Here is a 17607-nt window from a genome sequence, read left to right on the forward strand (position 1 = left end):
CGGCGGGCTGAACCTGCGGACGGCTCTCGGTGGGCCGTCGAACCCGACGTGGGTCGAGTGGCTTATGGGGTTCCCCGAGGGGTGGACCGACGTCGGGCGCTTGGCAACGCCGTCGTCCCCGACGCCGCCGAACGACTCGGACGCCTGATCCTCGCCACCCACCACGCCGCAACCGTCCCCGCCGCTGCCGCCTGAAACCACCGTCCAGAAAGGCCCAGCACGCATGAGCACCACCGAACCCGCCCCAGGCACCACCCGCACCGGTGCGACGCTCCTGGACGACCTGCGCGCCGCACTCACCCGCTACGTGGCCCTGCCTAACCCGGAGACCGCCGACGCCATCGCGCTGTGGATCGCCGCCACCCACGCACAGCCGGCCTGGGCGCACGCGCCCCGGCTGGTGATCCGTGCGCCGGAGAAGCGCTGCGGGAAGTCCCGGCTGCTCGACATCGTGGAAGCCACCTGTCACAACCCGTTCATCACGGTCAACAGCTCCCCGGCGGCGGTCTACCGGTCGGTCTCCGAAGACCCGCCCACGCTGCTCGTGGACGAGGCGGACACCATCTTCGGGCCGAAGGCCGACGGGAACGAGGACCTGCGCGGGCTGCTCAACGCCGGACACCAGCGCAACCGGCCGGCCAAGCGCTACGACGCCACCAACCAGCGCGTCGAGTCCATCCCCACCTTCGCCATGGCCGCTCTCGCCGGCATCGGCGCGATGCCCGACACCATCGAGGACCGGGCCGTCATCGCCCGGATGCGGCGCCGCGCGCCCGGCGAAACCGTCGCGCCGTATCGGCACCGCCGGGACCGGCCAGCGCTGCGTGCCCTCGCCGACAACCTGCACGCGTGGCTGCGCGCCGACCTGTCCACATTGGAGACCGCCGAACCGGAGATGCCCGTGGAAGACCGCGCCGCCGACACCTGGGAACCCCTGGTCGCCGTCGCCGACCACGCCGGAGGCACCTGGGGCGACCGCTCCCGCGCCGCCGTGCTCGCCCTCACCGCCACCGCCGACGAGGACAACGAAGGCTCCGACCGGCAACGCCTGCTCACCGACTGCCGCACCGCGTTCGGAGACGAGCTCGCCCTGCCGACCGCCGAGCTGCTGCACCGCCTGCGCGGCCTGGACGAGTCGCCGTGGCGCGAGTACGGCGCGACCGGGCTCACCGCCATGAAGCTCGGCAGTCTGCTCAAGGAGTACGGCATCCGCTCGGACACCATGCGGTTCCCCGGCGCCGGACAGGCCAAGGGCTACCGCCGCGCCGACTTCACCGACTCCTGGGCGCGCTACTGCACCGAACCGCCCGCCAAGGGCGACGGCGAAAAGGCCGCCGGGGGAGCGATTCCGCTCCGCCGGGCACTGTCGGCCTGACACCCGCCGGGCGGGGTAGCCGTACCAGCCGTACCAGCCTCGTTTTCGCAGGTCAGAGCTGGTACGGCTTCCCCACCTGGTACGGCTCAAGCCGTACCACCGCCACCGTCCTGGTACGGCTCAAGCCGTACCACGAAACCAAGCCGTACCGCACCTGACCAGGCAAAACGAGGCTGGTACGGCTGGTACGGCTTACCCCCTCAGCACCGACAACCGACCACGCCAAACCGAGGAGAGCCCATGCGCATCGCCGCCACCGACAGCACGACCCGAAGGGCTCACCACCGATGGCCACGCCACGCCAGCACCTCACCATCGCTGAACTCTGCGCCGAACTCGCCGTAGCTCGCTCGACCTTTTACGAGTGGCGCGCCAAGAAGCGCGCGCCCCGCTGCATCAAGCTCCCGAACGGGGAGATCCGCATCCGCCGGGCTGACCTTGAGACCTGGCTCGACAACTGTGAGGAGGCCGCCTGATGGACACGACCTACGACGTCAAGATCTGGAAGATCGAGACCCGCGTGAGGAAGACGAAGACGAACTACCGCGTCGTGTGGTTCGTCGCCGGTGCGCGGTTCAGCGACCTCTTCGACACGTTCGCGCTCGCTGACAGCTTCCGCTCGGACCTGGTCGCCGCGTCGCGCCGTGGCGAGGCATTCGACCGCACGCAGGGTTTGCCGGTCTCCAAGCTTCGCCAGGAGAACGAAATGCCGTGGTTCGACTTCGCGTGCAAGTACGTCGACATGAAGTGGCCACGGGCCGCTGGGAAGTCGCGGGCGGGGAATGCTGACGCGCTCGCTAGCGTGACGCCGGCGTTGCTCGCGACCACCCGGGGAGCGCCGGACAGCAAGACGCTCCGCCGCGCGCTTACCGGGTGGGCGTTCAACACCAAACGGCGCGACGACGCGAAACCGCCTGAAGTGGAGCGTGCGTTGAAGTGGCTGGCCTCGAATACCGCGCCAGTGTCCCGACTCAATGACAAGGCCGTTCTTCGGGAAGTGCTGGAGGTGATGTCGCTCAAGCTCGACGGCAAGCAGGCCGCCGCGAAGACCGTCAACCGCAAGCGAGCCGTTCTGTTCAACGCGCTGGAGTACGCCCACGAACTGAAGCTGTTGACCGCAAATCGACTTTCCGAGGTGAAGTGGACTGCCCCGAAGAGCGTGCGGGCGATCGATAAGCGCGTGGTCATCAACCCGCAGCAGGCGAAGAGCCTGCTGTCCGAAGTGGAGGCACAGCGGATCGAGGGGCAGCCTCGCCGGTCGTCCGGGCCGATGCTGGTCGCGTTCTTCGCCGTCATGTACTACGCGGCACTTCGGCCAGAAGAGGCGGCCATGCTGCGCAAGTCGGACTTGCAGCTCCCCGAGGAAGGGTGGGGCGAGCTGTTGTTGTCGGAGACCGCGCCGATCACCGGCGCGGCCTGGACGGACAGCGGAGAACGTCGGGACCGTCGACAGCTCAAGCAACGGGGAAAGGGAGAAGTCCGCGCAGTGCCGTCCCCTCCGCCGTTGACGGCGATTCTGCACAGGCACCTGACCACGCTCGGCACGGCGGCGGACGGCCGGCTGTTCCGGAACTTGACCGGGGGAGACCTCGCCGAGTCCACGATCGGCCGTGTGTGGGACAGGGCACGGAAAGGCGCGCTCTCGGAGGACGAGTACGCCTCGCCGCTGGCGAAGCGTCCCTACGACCTCCGGCACGCCTGTGTGTCGACCTGGCTGGCTGCTGGAGTGCCGTCCACGCAGTGCGCGGAGTGGGCGGGCCACTCGGTCGCCGTGCTGCACCAGATCTACGCCAAGGTGATCGCCGGCCTGGAGTCGGCCGCCCACGACCGCATCGAGAAGGCCCTCGGCTGGGAGAGCTGACGGCCGGAAGCTGGGGGGCGCATGGGGGGTGGAGGGCCGTAGACGGCCGGACAGCCCCGGACACCGCCGGACTGAACGAGATCAGCCCCTGACCGGATAATGCCTGGTCAGGGGCTGATCTCTGCTGGTGGTCACATGTGCCCCCGGTGAGATTCGAACTCACACTGGACGGGTTTTGAATCCGTTGCCTCTGCCAGTTGGGCTACGGGGGCGTGACGTCGTGACTCTACGGGATCACCGCACCCTGCCCACCGCCGGGGGCGGCCTTGCCGAAGCGGTCAGCGTCACTACGTGGTGAACGCCATCTCTTCTTCTGGATCGTTCCCGGTAGGCTTCAGGTTCGCGGAACGCCGCGAGATGTCAACACCCGCCGAGTCTTCAGGAGGACCCCGGTGACCGATCAGGCTACCGAGGCCAATGGTGCCGACACCGTGCCGCAGCGTCGGGTGCTCGTTGCGGAAGACGAGGCCCTGATCCGGCTCGACCTCGTCGAAATGCTGCGTGAAGAGGGCTACGAGGTCGTCGGTGAGGCCGGGGATGGGGAACAGGCCATCTCCCTCGCCACCGATCTGAAGCCCGATCTCGTGATCCTCGACGTCAAGATGCCCAAGCTCGACGGCATCGAGGCCGCCGCCAAGATCACCGGGGACCGGATCGCGCCCGTGGTCATCCTCACCGCCTTCAGCCAGCGGGATCTCGTCGAACGCGCGCGGGATGCCGGGACCATGGCCTACCTCGTCAAGCCCTTCGCCAAGCGGGACCTCGTGCCCGCCATCGAGCTCGCCGTCAGCCGGTTCTCCGAGCTGCAGGCCCTCGAGGCCGAGGTCGCCGGGCTCACCGACCGGCTCGAGACGCGGAAGGTCATCGACCGCGCCAAGGGCCTGCTCATGAGCCGCCAAGGGCTGACCGAGCCCGATGCCTTCCGGTGGATCCAGCGGACCGCCATGGACCGGCGGACCACCATGAAGGCCGTGGCCGAGGCCGTCGTCGAGAGCATCGGGAGCTAGCCGGACGGGCGGCCGGCAGGCAGAATCACCCTGGTGAAACTCCGCCTGCTGGCCGTCGTCGTCCTCCTCCTGAGCGCCGCCGGCTGCCAGGCCGAACAGCCCAGCGCGCCCGCGCCGGCGACCTACGAGCTGCCGCCGCGGCAGGTGCGGCCCGACGAGACCGCCCTCAAGCTGCCGCCCGCCAAGAACGGTGACACCGAGTTCACCCTCCTCGGCCTCGCCGCCGGGCTGCCCAGCATCACCGGGAGTCACACCGAGTTCCCCGCGAAGGGCCAGTTCGTGCGGGTGCGGCTCGTGGTGACCAACACCGGCACCTCCAGCGTCCTGTTCGACACCGGGCGCCAGCTGCTGGTCGACGACCAGGGGACCGCTCACCCGCCGGAAGAGCAGGCCATGATCATCAAGCGCCAGCCGCGGCAGTTCGACCTCGGGCACGGCGTGCGCGTCGAGTTCGATCTCTACTGGGACATCCCCAAGGACCGGAAGCCGGTCGCGGTCCGGGCCTTCGGTGGCCCGAGCATCGCCGACATGAAGAACCTCACCGGCACCGACATCAAGCTGTGAAAAAGGGGCCCGGCACCGAAGTGCCGGGCCCCCGGAAAAGGACCATCAGACGCCGAGGTCGCCACCGAGGTAGGCGGCCCGGACCTGCGGGTCGTCCAGCAGGTCGGCCCCGCGGGCGCTCTTGACCACCTGACCGGTCTCGAGCACGTACGCCCGGTCGGACAGCTTCAGCGCCTGCTGGGCGTTCTGCTCGACCAGCAGCACCGTCGTGCCGCGCTTGTTGATCTCCCGGATGATGTCGAAGATCTGCGCGATCAGCATCGGCGCCAGGCCCATCGACGGCTCGTCGAGCAGCAGCACCTTCGGCTTCGTCATCAGCGCGCGGCCGATGGCGATCATCTGCTGCTCGCCGCCCGACATCGTGCCGCCGAACTGCGTCCGGCGCTCGTTCAGCCGGGGGAACAGCTCGTAGACCTCGTCGAGGTCGGCCTGGAGGTCGTCCTTGCGGGTGTAGGCACCCATCAGGAGGTTCTCCTGCACCGTCATGCCCGGGAACACGCCCCGGCCTTCCGGCGACTGGCCGATCCCGAGCAGCACGCGCTTGTGCCCCGGGGTCTTCGAGATGTCCTGGCCGTTGAACAAGATCCGCCCGCTGGTGAGCGGCCGCAGCCCGGAGATCGTCTTGAGCGTCGTGGTCTTGCCGGCGCCGTTGGCCCCGATCAGCGACACGATCTCGCCCTCGTCGACCTGGATGCTCATGCCCTTGAGGGCAGCGATCTTGCCGTAGTGGACGTTGATGTTGTCGACCTCAAGAAGCATCTTCAGCCACCCCCAGGTACGCCTCGATCACCTTCTGGTTGGTCTGCACTTCCTGAGGGAGCCCTTCCGCGATCTTCTGCCCGAAGTCGAGCACCGCCAGCCGGTCGCTGATGTGCATGACCAGGCCCATGTCGTGCTCGATGAGCAGCACGGTGCGGCCGTCGTCCCGGATCTTGCGGATCAGTTCCTGCAGAGCGTTCTTCTCCGCCGGGTTCATGCCCGCGGCCGGCTCGTCGAGCAGCAGCAGCTTCGGGTCGGTGGCGAGCGCCCGCGCGATCTCCAGCCGGCGCTGGTCGCCGTAGGAGAGGTTCTTCGCGGTCTCGTGCTCCACCTTGCCGATGCCGACGAACTCGAGCAGTTCACGCGCCCGCTCGCGGCCGCGCTTCTCCTCCTTGCGGTGCCACGGCAGGCCGAGCACCGCGCCGATCGCGCCGGTCTTGTGGTGCGCGTCCGCGCCGACCATGACGTTCTCGATCGCCGACATGTTGTGGAACAGCCGGATGTTCTGGAACGTCCGGGCGATGCCGCGCTTGGTGACCTGGAAGCGCTTCATGCCGTCGATGCGGTCGCCGTCGAAGCGCACCTGGCCCTCGGTCGGCTGGTAGACGCCGGTGACCACGTTGAACACCGTGGTCTTGCCCGCGCCGTTCGGGCCGATCAGCGCGAAGATCTCGCCTTCGTTGATGGAGACGTTCACCTCGCGCAGGGCGGTCACACCGCCGAAGCGCATGGTGATGTTGTCGAACTCGAGCAAGGGGGTCACTTGGCCACCTCCGCCTGGACCTCGGTGTCCGGACCCGCCACTTCGCCACCGAGCGAGCCCATGCCGCCGGTGCCTTCCCGTAGCTCGGCTTTTCGTTGTCGTGAAGGCAGGATGCCTTCGGGTCGCAGCGCCATCATCGCCACCAGGACCGCGCCGAACAGCAGGATCCGGAACTCCGCCGGGTCCTTGTCGCCGAGCAGGTGCTTCAGCCACTCGACGGACCGGAGGCGCTCGGGGATCCAGGCCACCAGGAAGGCGCCGAGGATGACGCCCGGCAGGTTGCCCGCGCCGCCCAGCACGACCGCGGCGAGGATCGTCGCGGACAGGATGAACGGGAAGTTGTCCGGGGCGATGAAGACGGCCTTGCTGGCGTAGATGCCGCCCGCGAAGCCACCGATCATCGCGCCGATCGCGAAGGCGAGCAGCTTGAACTTGAACGTCGGCACGCCCATGAGCTCGGCGGCGTCCTCGTCCTCGCGGATCGCGGCCCACGCGCGCCCGACGCGGCTCTTCTGCAGCCGCACCGAGAACACGATCACCAGCACGATCGCGACCAGGATCAGGTAGTAGTACGGCGCCGGGTCGAGCAGGAACTCCATGCCGAAGATCGGCGACGGGTGCGGGATGTTGGTGATCCCGCGGGCGCCGCCGATGCCGTCGGTGTTCTGCGCCGTGATCCGGACGATCTCGCCGAACCCGAGGGTGACGATGGCCAGGTAGTCACCGCGCAGCCGCAGGGTGGGGGCGCCGAGGATGACGCCCGACACGGCGGCGAGCACGATCCCGACCAGGATCGTGGGCCACACGTTCCAGCCGAACTTCGTGCCGAAGATCGCCACGGTGTAGGCGCCGATCGCGAAGAACGCCACGAACCCGAGGTCCAGCATGCCGGCCAGGCCGACCACGATGTTCAGGCCGATCGCCAGCAGGATGTAGGTCCCGATCGGGAAGATCAGGACGCTCGTCCAGTCCGAGGCCGGCGACATGAACGAGCCGATCCAGGGGGCCGGGAGGATCAGCGCGAACACGATCAGGGCGATGTAGACGAGGTACCGCTGCCAGATCGGAGCGTGCTGCCACCAGTCCCGCGCGCCGTTCACCGGCTGGAACGAGCGGCGAGTGTTTTCCTTGGTACTCACACCGTCGCCTTTCACGCGCGAGCTCGCTGGAGGGATTCACCGAGGATGCCGGTGGGGCGGAACATGAGCACGAGCACGAGCACGACGAACGCCGTGACGTCCTTCCACTCGGAACCGAGGAAGATCGCGCTCCAGTTCTCGACGAGGCCGAGCACGATGCCGCCGAGGAGCGCGCCGCGCAGGTTGCCGATACCGCCGAGCACGGCCGCGGTGAACGCCTTGATGCCGAGCACGAAACCGACGCGGTAACCGGTGTTCTCGAGTTCCATCAGGTACAGCGCGGAGGCCACACCGGCCATCGCACCGCCCAGCAGGAAGGTGATCCGCACGATGCGGTCGATCGAGACGCCCATCAGCACGGCGGCCTCGGGGTCCTGGGCGGTCGCCCGGATGCCGCGGCCGATGCGGGTGCGCCGCACCAGCTGGTCCAGCACCACCATGACGATGACCGCGCCGATGATGACCAGGACCTGGTCGGTGCGGACGACGGCGTTGCCGACCGGGAACAGCGTGTCGCGGTCGACGAACCGGGGTGCGTTCTGCGGGACACGGCCCGACTTTTCGAAGACGTTGGGGATGATCACCAGCGCGAAGAGCTCCTGCAGGAAGATCGACGCGCCGATCGCGGAGATCAGGGCCGCGAGCTTCGAGGAACCGCGCTTGCGCAGCGGCCGGTAGGCGACCTGCTCCAGCACGACCGCGGAACCGCCGGACACGACCGCGGAGGCGAGCATGAGCGCGAGCAGGAGCAGGATCATCGCGCCCAGGCCCACCACGATGTTGCCGGAGGTGGCGATGCTGGCCAGGATGAACAGGGACGTCATCGTCCCGATCATGAAGATTTCGGAGTGGGCGAAGTTGATCAGCCGCAGGACGCCGTAGACCATTGTGTAGCCGAGGGCGACGAGGGCGTAGATGGAGCCGAGAACCAGTCCGCCGATGGTGCTGCCGAGGAACTGGTCTTGCAGGGTCTGCAACATGACGTGAGCGCCTTACGAGACAGGGCGAGGACAGGGATACGGGCCGGGAGCGGAGGTGCTGTGGTGACCACAGCGCCCCCGCTCCCGTCAGTCGCTATTCCTGTTGCGTCAGCCGGTGATCTTGGCTTCGGTCGACGCGCCGAGGTTCTTGATGACGCCGCCGACGACCTGGTACACGTTGATCGCGGCGGTCTCGGGCTCACCGTTCGCCTTGAACTTGATCTGCTTCGACGCGCCCTTGAAGTCTTCCGTCTTCAGGAACTCGTTGATCTTCTCGCCGGTGGTGTTGCCGGCCTTGACCGCGTTGATGAGGGCGGTCGCCGCGTCGTAACCCTCGGTGGCGTAGATCGCCGGGGCGACGTTGAACTTGGCCTTGTACTTGGTGGCGAACTCGTCCGTGGTGCCGGCGTCCGGGATGTTGCACGGGCAGCCGATGACGGCGCCTTCGGCGGCCGCGGCACCCGCGCCCGAGACCAGCTGCGGGTCGAGCGAGCCGTCACCGGTGGCGAAGATGGCCTTCACGCCGCCGTCACGCAGCTGCTTGAGCAGCGGGCCGCCCTGCGCGTAGTAGCCACCGAAGGTGATGATGTCCGGGTTGGCCGCCTTGACCTTCTGCACGGTCGAGGAGTAGTCCGGCGCGTCCTTCGGGAACTTGTCGCGCTCGACGGTGACGCCCTTCTCCTTGAAGGTCTTCTCGAACGCGTCCGCGAGGCCGACGCTGTACTCCTGGTCGTCCGAGATGACGAACGCCTTCTTCGGCGACTTCGCCGTGATCAGGAAGTTCGCGATGGCGGGGCCCTGGTCGTCGTCGTTCGCCACGACGCGGTGCCAGTACGACCAGTTGTTCTTCGCCAGGCCCGGGTTCGTCGCCGAGGGCGAGACGCTCGGGATCTTGTTCTGCTCGAGCTGGCCGCCGATGGCCTTCGACTCGCCGGAGAAGGCCGGGCCGATCAGCGCGGTGATCTTGTCCGAGCCGATCGCCGTGGTGATCAGCGAGGTCGCCTGGTCGGCCTTGCCCTGGCTGTCGTAGGTCTTCAGCTCGATCTTGGTCTTCGGATTCGTGGCGTTGTACTCGTCGATCGCGAGCTGGGCGCCGTTGCGGGGCGGGAGCACGATCCCGGAGTTCTCCCCGGTGAGGTCGCCCATGAACCCGATCTTCAGCGTGCTGCCGTCACCACTGCTCGACGAGCCGCCACCGGCGCAGCCCGCCAGCGCGAGCGACGTCGCCGCTGCGAGGGCGAGAACCCGTCCAAAACGCACTCCTGACACCGACTACCTCCCATGACCAACCAGCCGCCGGTAGGCGTTGCCCCCGACACAGGGGCTAGGTTAGGGCAGGAAGATATCCCTCTCGCCCGTCTTGTGCACAGGCGGCCTCACTACTCTGTGTCCACATCGTGACGATCGCAACCGACACGAATTGCACGAAAAGGCGAACAACGTTTCCCTGTGACCCGCTGCTGGTCACGCAGCGATGCTAAGTATCCGGGCTCGTTCTGCGAATGGGTGACAGCGATGTTTCACCGGTATGTCATCGCCCATTTCGGCTGCCGGTGCGTGGCCGGTTTCCGGTGACTCCGCAGTTCACACTGGCGGGGTCCCGGTGGAGCCGGCACCGCCGTAGGGGTGCACCTTACGTCCGGTTCGGGCGGCCGAACGAACCACCCCCGCCCGGAAGTCCCGCCTTTCGTCACAACCGACGGTTGTCGTGGCCGCCGGAACGGCTGTTGGACCCGCACCGCCCCCGGGCGGTTCGCTGGGAGCAGCCGGAAGACAGGGAGAGACACGATGAGCAAGACGATCGAGGGTGTGGCGGCGGGGGTGCCGTTCGTGGCGGTGCCGCCGGCGAACCCGGAGGCGCCGGCGGCCCTGGTGGCGGGCTGGCACCTGATGGACGAGCCGAACAGCGAACGCGCGATGGCGGACGCCGTGCCGATGGCGGGCGTGCCGGCCTGGCGCGTGTACTTCGGGCTCCCGCTCTCCGGGGCCCGGCTGCCCGAGGGCGGGCCGGAGGAGGTCTTCCGGCGCGCGAGCGAGGACGCCGTCCTCAACATCTTCGAGCCGGTGACCGAGCAGGCCGCCGGCGAGTTCCCGGCCGCGCTGGCCGAACTGCGCGACCGGCTGCCGGGCGCGACCGGACCGCTCGGCGTGTTCGGCGGCTCGGCCGGGGCGCTGGTGGCCCTGGAGGTGCTGGCCCGCGGCGACGTCGGGATCGCGGCCGCCGCGGTGGCCAGCCCGGTCGTCCAGCTCGCGCCGATGATCACCGCCAACGAGCGCCGCTTCGGGGTGACGTACGCGTGGACCGAGCGATCCCGAGCGGCCGCGGCGCGCTACGACTACGTGGACCGCGCCGCTGAGCTCGCGGCGCCGCTCTTGCTGGTCGTGGGGGCGGAGGACGACATCGCCGTGCGCGAGCCCGCGGAGGCGCTGCGCGACAAGGTGGGGGCCGAGCTGGTGACCGTGGCGGGGATGGCGCACGAGTTCCCGCCGGGGACGCCCGCCGCGGCGCGTGTCGATGCCGTGTTCAGCGAGTGGTTCGCGCGGTGGCCAGGCTGACGTCCTCGGCCGGCAGCCAGGCGTGGTCCGGGTCGTAGGCGCACCAGTCCTCGTCACGGCTGGTGCGCCCCGCGGCGGCCAGGAGCCGCCGCAATGCCGGGTGGGCCTTGCCGCGCCGCCAGACCAGGGACCACGGGAACAGCGGGGACGGCTCGAACGGCAGCACCTTCAGATTCAGGTCGGCCGCCAGCTCCATGTCGGCGCCGGCCAGGGTGACGCGCCGCTTGCCGTACCGCGTCTGCTCCAGCGTGTGCCGGAGGTCGTAGCTGACGCCGGAGTCGTCGATCGGCACGCCGAACTCCTCGCACAGCTCGTGCAGGTAGGACAACCACTCCGCCGGCCCGCCGAGGCCGGGCAGCCAGATCCCGTCGGCGCGCAGCTCCTCCAGGCGCAGCACGTCCTGCACGGCCAGCGGGTGCTCCGGCGCGAGCAGCGCGACCAGGGGCTCGAACCGGACCGGCCGGTGCTCCAGCTCGTCCGGCAGCGGCCGCCCGCAGCCGGACACCCGGCCGAAGGCGGCGTCGAGCTCGCCGGACAGCAGCGGGCCGATCGCGTTGGCGAACCCGCGGCCGGCGACCCGGTCGATGCGCAGCCCCGGCTCGTGCGCGGCCAGGCGGCGGAGCAGGAACATCGGGGAGAGCCGGTGGTCGACGAGGTCGAGGCGCAGCGGCCGGTCGTCGGCGCCCATCGCGGCGACCGCGGCGTCGGCCACCTTCACCAGCTCGCGCGCGTGCGGGAGGAACCGCTCGCCGTCGGCCGTCAGCTCGACCGAGCGGGGCGTGCGCAGGAACAACGGTGTCGCGAGCGCGTCTTCGAGCTTCTTGATCCGCTTCGACAGCGCCTGCTGGGTGAGGAACAGCGTCTGGGCGGCGCGCCCGAAGTGCCGCTGCTCCGCGGTCACCACGAACGCCCGGACCTGGGCGACGTCGAGGTCCACGGGAGGCTCAGGCGCCCGGCGGCCGGTCCCGGACCACGCAGGTCAGCCGGGCGGTGCAGGTGCGGCGGCCCTCGTCGTCGGTCAGCACGATCTCCGCGGTGATCGTGCCGCGGCCGATGTGCAGCGGCGTCGCGACCCCGGTGACCGTGCCCGAGCGGACGGCCCGGTGGTGCGTGCAGGACAGCTCCAGCCCCATCGCGGCGCGGTTCGGGCCCGCGTTCAGCGCGGCGACCGTCGACCCCAGCGCTTCGGCGAGCACGGCGTTGGCGCCGCCGTGCAGCAGGCCGTACGGCTGGAGGTTGCCCGCGACCGGGATGGTGCCGACCACCCGCTCGGCCGTCGCTTCCAGGAACTTCATGCCGACCTTGTCGTTCAGCTGCTGGTCCGCGGCGGCCGGATCGATCCCGGCGTAGTTCTCGACCGCGACGTCCGCGGCGCGTTCGGTCACGCAGTGCTCCTCTTCCTATGCGACACGTAAGAGTGTCGGACCCTCAGCCTAGACTCGGCCCCGTGAGCCCGAGTGAGAAGACGACCGTTGCCAACGCCACAGGAACCACCGCCACCGCCGAGCGGCCGAAACTGCTGCTGATCGACGGCCATTCCATGGCCTACCGCGCGTTCTTCGCCCTGCCCGCGGAGAACTTCAGGACGAAGACCGGCCAGGTCACGAACGCGGTCTTCGGCTTCACCTCGATGCTCATCAACCTCCTGCGCGACGAAGCGCCGACCCACCTGGCGGTGGCGTTCGACCTCTCGCGCAAGACGTTCCGCTCGGAGACGTACGCCGACTACAAGGCGAACCGCAGCACGACGCCGGACGAGTTTCGCGGCCAGGTGGACCTGGTCAAGGAGGTCCTCGACGTGCTCGGCATCCCTTCTTTGGTGAAGGAGAACTTCGAAGCCGACGACATCATCGCCACGCTCACCACGCAGGCGACGGCCGACGGTTTCGACGTCCTCATCTGTACCGGCGACCGGGACGCGCTGCAGCTGGTCACCGAGCAGGTCACCGTGTTGTACCCGAAGCGCGGCGTCTCGGAGATGACCCGGTTCACCCCGGACGCCGTCGAGGAGAAGTACGGGCTCACCCCGCGGCAGTACCCGGACTTCGCCGCGCTGCGCGGCGACCCGTCGGACAACCTGCCGAGCATCCCCGGCGTCGGCGAGAAGACCGCGGCCAAGTGGATCAAGCAGTTCGGCTCGCTCGGCGACCTGATCGACCGCGTGGACGAGGTCAAGGGCAAGGTCGGCGAGGCGCTGCGGGCACACCTGTCCTCGGTCCAGCTCAACCGGCAGCTCACCGAGCTGATCCGGGACGTCGAGCTGGAGGTCGCGCCGTCCGGGCTGGAGCTGCGCCCGTGGGATCGCGAAGCGGTGCACGCGCTGTTCGACGAGCTCGAGTTCCGCGTCCTGCGGGACAGGCTGTTCGCGACGCTGCAGAGCGCCGAGCCCGAGGCCGACGAAGGCTTCGAGATCTCCGGGGCCGCGCTCGAGCCCGGTGCGCTGGGCGCGTGGCTGGCCGCGCACGCCGGCCCCGGCGAGCCGGTGGCGCTGTCCTTCCGCGCCGTGGGTACGTCGGTCCGGTCCGACCTGCGCGCGGTCGCCTTCGCGACGGTCGACGGCGAAGGCGCGTATGTCGACGTCACGGCGATGGACCAGGCCGACGACGCCGCGCTCGCCGCCTGGCTGGCCGACCCGGAGATCCGCAAGACCGGCCACGACCTCAAGGTCCCGCTGCACGCGATCCGCGCCCGCGGCTGGGCCCTCGCCGGGCTGGCCATGGACACCGCGCTGGCTGCCTACCTGGTGCGGCCCGGGCAGCGCACGTTCGAGCTGGACGACCTCGCGCTGCGCTACCTGCACCGCGAGCTGCGCTCGGAGACCGACGGCGGCGACGGCCAGCTGTCCCTGCTCGACGGCGGCGCGGAAGGCCTGGAGCAGAAGGAGATCCAGGACGAACTGGTCAAGGCCCGCGCGATCTTCGAGCTGGCCGGCGCGCTCGAGAAGGAACTGGCGCAGATCGGCGGCGCGAAGCTGCTCGCCGAGCTGGAGCTGCCGCTGCTGGAGGTCATCACCGAGCTGGAGATCGCCGGTGTCGCCGTCGACCTCGAGCAGCTGACTTCGCTGGAGGCGCATTACCTCTCGCGGGTCACGCAGGCCGCCGAAGAGGCGTACGCGGTGATCGGCAAGCAGATCAACCTCGGCTCGCCGAAGCAGCTGCAGGTCGTGCTGTTCGACGAGCTCGGCATGCCGAAGACCAAGCGCACCAAGACCGGCTACACGACCGACGCCGAGGCGCTGCAGGGCCTGTTCGAGAAGACCGAGCACCCGTTCCTGCAGCACATGCTGGAGCACCGGGACGCGACGAAGCTGCGCACCACGGTCGAGGGCCTGATCAAGTCCGTCGCCGACGACGGGCGGATCCACACCACGCTGCTGCAGACGATCGCGGCCACCGGGCGGCTGTCCTCGACCGAGCCGAACCTGCAGAACATCCCGGTCCGCACCGAGGAGGGCCGCCGCATCCGCGACGCCTTCGTCGTCGGCGAGGGCTTCACCGAGCTGATGACCGCGGACTACAGCCAGATCGAAATGCGGATCATGGCGCACCTCTCGCAGGACGAGGGCCTCATCGAGGCGTTCAACTCGGGCGAGGACCTGCACACGTTCGTGGCGTCGCGGGCGTTTTCCCTGCCGCCGGAGGAGATCACGCCGGAGCTGCGCTACCGCGTCAAGGCGATGTCGTACGGCCTCGCGTACGGCCTGTCGGCGTACGGGCTTTCGCAGCAGCTGCGGATCTCCACCGAAGAAGCCAAGGAGCAGATGGAGGCGTACTTCGCCCGCTTCGGCGGCATCAGCGACTATCTCCACTCGGTCGTCGGCGTCGCGGCGAAGAACGGCTACACCGAAACGGTCTTCGGTCGCCGCCGCTACCTGCCGGACCTCAACAGCGACAACCGCCAGCGCCGCGAGATGGCCGAGCGGATGGCGCTCAACGCCCCGATCCAGGGCAGCGCGGCCGACATCATCAAGGTCGCGATGCTCAACGTCCACCGCGCGCTGGTCGAGGCGAAGCTGAAGAGCCGGATCCTGCTGCAGGTCCACGACGAGCTCGTGCTCGAGGTCGCGGAGGGGGAGAAGGAGCAGCTGGAGAAGCTGGTGCGCGAGGGCATGGGCTCGGCGTACGCGCTGGCCGTGCCGCTCGAGGTCTCGGTCGGCTACGGCCGGTCGTGGAACGAAGCCGCGCACTGAACCCTGGTCACTCGGCGTCACGGCTCGGATCACCGGGTCGTGACGCGGAAGTACTCGGGCGGACGTCGTCGCGCGTCCCGCGCCGCGACGATGCTGGGCGCCATGGCCAGTGACTTCCAGCGGCGCAAGATCTCCGGCGTCTTCGGCGCCATGGACGCCGACGGCGACGGGTTCCTGACGGAGACCGACTTCCGGGCGCTCACCGCGCGGTGGCTCGACCTCCGCGGCACCGACGCGGGCACCCCGGACGGGCAGAAGCTCATCGCCGTGATGATGGGCTGGTGGAGCACCCTCGACGCGGCCGCCGGCGGTGGCGGCCGGGTCAGTCTCGACCAGGTGCTCCAGGTCGTCGACGCCTTGCCGGCGATGCCGGGCGCGGTCACCGGCACGGCCGAGGCGATGTTCGAGGCGGTCGACGAAAACGGCGACGGCGTCATCTCCGCCGCCGAGTACGACCGCCTCATCGCGGCCTGGAACGGGGTCGGCACGCCGTCCGGGGACGTCTTCGCCCTCCTCGATTCCGACGGCGACGGCGGCCTGTCCCGTGAGGAGTTCTCCCGGCACTGGCTCGAGTTCTGGGCCGGCGACGACCCGGCCGCGCCCGGGAGCCGCGTGTTCGGCGCAGTGTGATCCTGCGATGTGCCGAACGGATGACTCCGTTCGGGTGAGCCATTACCGCTGGGTAGGGAGGTCGGCGGCGGCGCGCGGCGATCACGGCGTAGGGTCCGCCGAATGGGGTTCGAGCGTGAGCGACGACGCTGGCGGGTCCGGTTGCACGACGAACTCGGCCGGGTGTGCGGTGCGGGCACGGTACTGGACGAGTACCACGTGCTCACGAGCGCGCACGTCGTCGAGACCGCGGGTGGCCCGCGCGCCGCGCTGAGCGTCGACTTCGTCGGCCTGGCCGAAGCCATGCCGGGCGCCGCGACCGTCGTCGAAGGCTGCTGGGTGCCCTCCGACGGCGGCGGCCACGGCGATCTCGCCCTGCTGCGCCTGGAGCGTCCCGAATCCCGCGTGTTCCGCGCCCCGCTGCACCGCATGCCCCTCGGGGAGCACCAGCTCGTCCGCGCGTTCGGGTTCCCGCCGGGCTCGGTCGGCCGCTGGACGCACGCCCGGCTCGGCGGCCCCGAGCAGACCGGCGGCGAGTGGGTCCGCCTCTTCCGCACGGCCGAGGCCGAACCGCTCGGCCCCGGCTTCGGCGGCACGGCGGTGATCGACGAGGCGACCGGCCACGTCGTCGGCATGGTCGTCGGCAAGGACACCGGCACCTGGATGGTGCCGGTCGAGACCATGCTCGGGCACCTGCCCCAGCTGAGCATCTGGACGTCCGGCAGCCCGGCGGTCGACGCGAGCTTCTCGCGCCCGGTCGGCGAAGCGGTCGACGTCTCCTTCGTGCAGCGCGTCGCAGACTGGTTCGCCAACGCCGAGCCGGGGACGGTCTGGGTCGTCGACACCGGCGAGGCCGGCTCGCCCGTCGCGGCGGCGCTGCGGTTCGGGATCGTGCTCGCCGACCGGGAACGTTCCCTCGGTGTGCCCGGCCTGCCGCCGGCGTTCGGCCAGATGCCGCCCCCGGGCAGCGTGGACCTGGCGGTCGACGCGACCGGCCGGACGGCGGACGCGGTCCGCCACCGCATCGCCGACCGGCTCACCGGGGGTGTCGCGGGCCGCACGCTGGTCGTCGACGCGATCGACGACTCCGCGGAACCCGACCGGCTCGTCGGCGAGGTGCTGGCCCCGCTCGCCGGCCGCGCGGCCGAGCTGGGGCTCCGCCTGCTGCTGGGCTTCCGCGAGGAGTCGTCGCCGGGGGTGGCGGCGGTCCGGGCGAGCACCGGCCAGGCCCGCCCGGCCCCGGACGATCTCGCCGGCCGCCTGGAGGTCCTGACCCAGGCGGTGGCGGAGCTGGCGGAGATCGAGGCCTACCAGCTGCGCGTGGCGACGCGCTTCACGGGTGTCGCGATGCTGCCGGCCCGGGCGCAGAGGCTGAAGGGAGCGCTGAAGCAGCTCCGTTCGGCGGAGGTGGACGGCGACGCGGAGTGGGTCGAGCGCCACATCGACAGCCACGAGCACGCGGTGGCCCCGGCCGTCGAGGACGGCCGCCGGCAGCGAGCGGTCCTCGACGGCTTGGTGGCCCGCCGCGAGGAGTTGCGCGCCCGGCTGGCGGGCGACCTCGAGCTGGCCCGCGAGCACGGGCTGGTGGGCGACCCGGAGATCGAGCAGGCGTACATCCCGGCGAAGAGGCTCCTGATCGACGGCCCCTGCGAGCTGACCGCGGCGGCAACAGCGGTCGACACCTACGCGGCAGCGGTCCGGGCGCGCATCGAGGACCGCGGCTGACCAGGGTCGAAAGCGCCCCAATGTGGCGTTCGGTGCGTCTGACGCACCCAATGTGGCGTTCGGTGCGTCCAACGCACCCA

Annotated in this window: 16 protein-coding genes and 1 tRNA gene; 9 read left to right on the forward strand and 8 right to left on the reverse strand. The window is 69.9% G+C overall.

Features of this window, described 5'->3' with window-relative positions; genetic code table 11:
- Positions 1-223: 223 nt before the first annotated feature.
- The 3 genes from ACWEVN_RS36690 to ACWEVN_RS36700 all read left to right on the forward strand — a co-directional run bounded on the left by ACWEVN_RS36690 (position 224) and on the right by ACWEVN_RS36700 (position 3236).
- The gene (locus ACWEVN_RS36690) at positions 224-1375 is read left to right on the forward strand and encodes a DUF3631 domain-containing protein (protein WP_452054344.1); all 1152 of its coding nucleotides are present in this window, start codon (positions 224-226) and stop codon (positions 1373-1375) included.
- Between the two features lie 287 nt (positions 1376-1662).
- Positions 1663-1851 (forward strand): helix-turn-helix transcriptional regulator, encoded by a 189-nt coding sequence (locus ACWEVN_RS36695; protein ID WP_452054345.1) that lies wholly within the window; start codon positions 1663-1665, stop codon positions 1849-1851.
- Entirely contained in the window at positions 1851-3236 is a 1386-nt protein-coding gene (locus ACWEVN_RS36700; protein WP_452054346.1) for a tyrosine-type recombinase/integrase, read from the forward strand. Before ACWEVN_RS36695 ends, ACWEVN_RS36700 begins: the two co-directional genes overlap by 1 nt.
- A gap of 138 nt (positions 3237-3374) precedes the next feature.
- Here the strand turns inward: ACWEVN_RS36700 and ACWEVN_RS36705 are convergent.
- Positions 3375-3448, reverse strand: a tRNA-Leu gene (locus ACWEVN_RS36705).
- A 180-nt stretch (positions 3449-3628) separates the two neighbouring features.
- On the opposite strand from ACWEVN_RS36705, the gene ACWEVN_RS36710 reads away from it, so the two are divergent.
- Positions 3629-4243, forward strand: a complete 615-nt coding sequence (locus ACWEVN_RS36710) for an ANTAR domain-containing response regulator (RefSeq protein WP_086851473.1) — start codon at positions 3629-3631, stop codon at positions 4241-4243.
- A 33-nt stretch (positions 4244-4276) separates the two neighbouring features.
- Positions 4277-4807, forward strand: a complete 531-nt coding sequence (locus ACWEVN_RS36715; protein WP_449682102.1) for a DUF4352 domain-containing protein — start codon at positions 4277-4279, stop codon at positions 4805-4807.
- A gap of 45 nt (positions 4808-4852) precedes the next feature.
- Here the strand turns inward: ACWEVN_RS36715 and ACWEVN_RS36720 are convergent, their stop codons facing one another.
- From ACWEVN_RS36720 to ACWEVN_RS36740, 5 genes are all read right to left on the reverse strand, one after another.
- The gene (locus ACWEVN_RS36720; RefSeq protein WP_449682103.1) at positions 4853-5566 is read right to left on the reverse strand and encodes an ABC transporter ATP-binding protein; all 714 of its coding nucleotides are present in this window, start codon (positions 5564-5566) and stop codon (positions 4853-4855) included.
- Positions 5556-6329: an ABC transporter ATP-binding protein gene (locus ACWEVN_RS36725; protein ID WP_449682104.1), complete on the reverse strand. Its 774-nt coding sequence runs from the start codon at positions 6327-6329 to the stop codon at positions 5556-5558. The genes ACWEVN_RS36720 and ACWEVN_RS36725 overlap by 11 nt, the downstream gene beginning before the upstream one ends.
- Positions 6326-7483 (reverse strand): branched-chain amino acid ABC transporter permease, encoded by a 1158-nt coding sequence (locus ACWEVN_RS36730; RefSeq protein ID WP_310976711.1) that lies wholly within the window; start codon positions 7481-7483, stop codon positions 6326-6328. The genes ACWEVN_RS36725 and ACWEVN_RS36730 overlap by 4 nt, the downstream gene beginning before the upstream one ends.
- The gene (locus tag ACWEVN_RS36735) at positions 7480-8448 is read right to left on the reverse strand and encodes a branched-chain amino acid ABC transporter permease (RefSeq protein ID WP_086851483.1); all 969 of its coding nucleotides are present in this window, start codon (positions 8446-8448) and stop codon (positions 7480-7482) included. The genes ACWEVN_RS36730 and ACWEVN_RS36735 overlap by 4 nt, the downstream gene beginning before the upstream one ends.
- A 108-nt stretch (positions 8449-8556) precedes the next feature.
- Positions 8557-9708: a branched-chain amino acid ABC transporter substrate-binding protein gene (locus ACWEVN_RS36740; protein ID WP_310976708.1), complete on the reverse strand. Its 1152-nt coding sequence runs from the start codon at positions 9706-9708 to the stop codon at positions 8557-8559.
- A 528-nt stretch (positions 9709-10236) separates the two neighbouring features.
- On the opposite strand from ACWEVN_RS36740, the gene ACWEVN_RS36745 reads away from it, so the two are divergent.
- Positions 10237-11004, forward strand: a complete 768-nt coding sequence (locus ACWEVN_RS36745; protein ID WP_452054347.1) for a prolyl oligopeptidase family serine peptidase — start codon at positions 10237-10239, stop codon at positions 11002-11004.
- On the opposite strand, the gene ACWEVN_RS36750 is transcribed toward ACWEVN_RS36745, so the two are convergent.
- Together ACWEVN_RS36750 and ACWEVN_RS36755 are read right to left on the reverse strand one after the other, a co-directional pair.
- Complete coding sequence (locus tag ACWEVN_RS36750; RefSeq protein ID WP_449682106.1) at positions 10973-11941, reverse strand: LysR family transcriptional regulator; 969 nt, start codon at positions 11939-11941, stop codon at positions 10973-10975. The two genes, ACWEVN_RS36745 and ACWEVN_RS36750, sit on opposite strands and share 32 nt — an antisense overlap.
- 7 nt (positions 11942-11948) lie before the next feature.
- A complete protein-coding gene (locus tag ACWEVN_RS36755) occupies positions 11949-12389 on the reverse strand; it encodes a hotdog fold thioesterase (RefSeq protein ID WP_449682107.1) in 441 nt (146 codons plus the stop codon).
- A gap of 62 nt (positions 12390-12451) precedes the next feature.
- On the opposite strand from ACWEVN_RS36755, the gene polA reads away from it, so the two are divergent.
- The 3 genes from polA (at position 12452) to ACWEVN_RS36770 (ending at position 17527) form a co-directional block, all read left to right on the forward strand.
- Positions 12452-15193 (forward strand): DNA polymerase I, encoded by a 2742-nt coding sequence (gene polA, locus ACWEVN_RS36760; protein ID WP_449682108.1) that lies wholly within the window; start codon positions 12452-12454, stop codon positions 15191-15193.
- A gap of 90 nt (positions 15194-15283) precedes the next feature.
- The gene (locus tag ACWEVN_RS36765; RefSeq protein WP_452054348.1) at positions 15284-15823 is read left to right on the forward strand and encodes an EF-hand domain-containing protein; all 540 of its coding nucleotides are present in this window, start codon (positions 15284-15286) and stop codon (positions 15821-15823) included.
- Positions 15824-15925: 102 nt separating this feature from the next.
- On the forward strand, positions 15926-17527 hold the full coding sequence (locus tag ACWEVN_RS36770; protein ID WP_449682109.1) for a trypsin-like peptidase domain-containing protein: 1602 nt from the start codon (positions 15926-15928) through the stop codon (positions 17525-17527).
- Positions 17528-17607 lie beyond the last annotated feature (80 nt).

The organism is Amycolatopsis sp. NPDC003861, from assembly GCF_053605405.1.

Bases quoted from the DNA above. Each gene is read 5' to 3' on its own strand.
- ACWEVN_RS36690 (WP_452054344.1), top strand. From the start codon at position 224: ATGAGCACCACCGAACCCGCCCCAGGCACCACCCGCACCGGTGCGACG.
- ACWEVN_RS36695 (WP_452054345.1), top strand. From the start codon at position 1,663: ATGGCCACGCCACGCCAGCACCTCACCATCGCTGAACTCTGCGCCGAA.
- ACWEVN_RS36700 (WP_452054346.1), top strand. From the start codon at position 1,851: ATGGACACGACCTACGACGTCAAGATCTGGAAGATCGAGACCCGCGTG.
- ACWEVN_RS36720 (WP_449682103.1), bottom strand. From the start codon at position 5,566: ATGCTTCTTGAGGTCGACAACATCAACGTCCACTACGGCAAGATCGCT.
- ACWEVN_RS36735 (WP_086851483.1), bottom strand. From the start codon at position 8,448: ATGTTGCAGACCCTGCAAGACCAGTTCCTCGGCAGCACCATCGGCGGA.
- ACWEVN_RS36745 (WP_452054347.1), top strand. From the start codon at position 10,237: ATGAGCAAGACGATCGAGGGTGTGGCGGCGGGGGTGCCGTTCGTGGCG.
- ACWEVN_RS36765 (WP_452054348.1), top strand. From the start codon at position 15,284: ATGCTGGGCGCCATGGCCAGTGACTTCCAGCGGCGCAAGATCTCCGGC.
- ACWEVN_RS36770 (WP_449682109.1), top strand. From the start codon at position 15,926: ATGGGGTTCGAGCGTGAGCGACGACGCTGGCGGGTCCGGTTGCACGAC.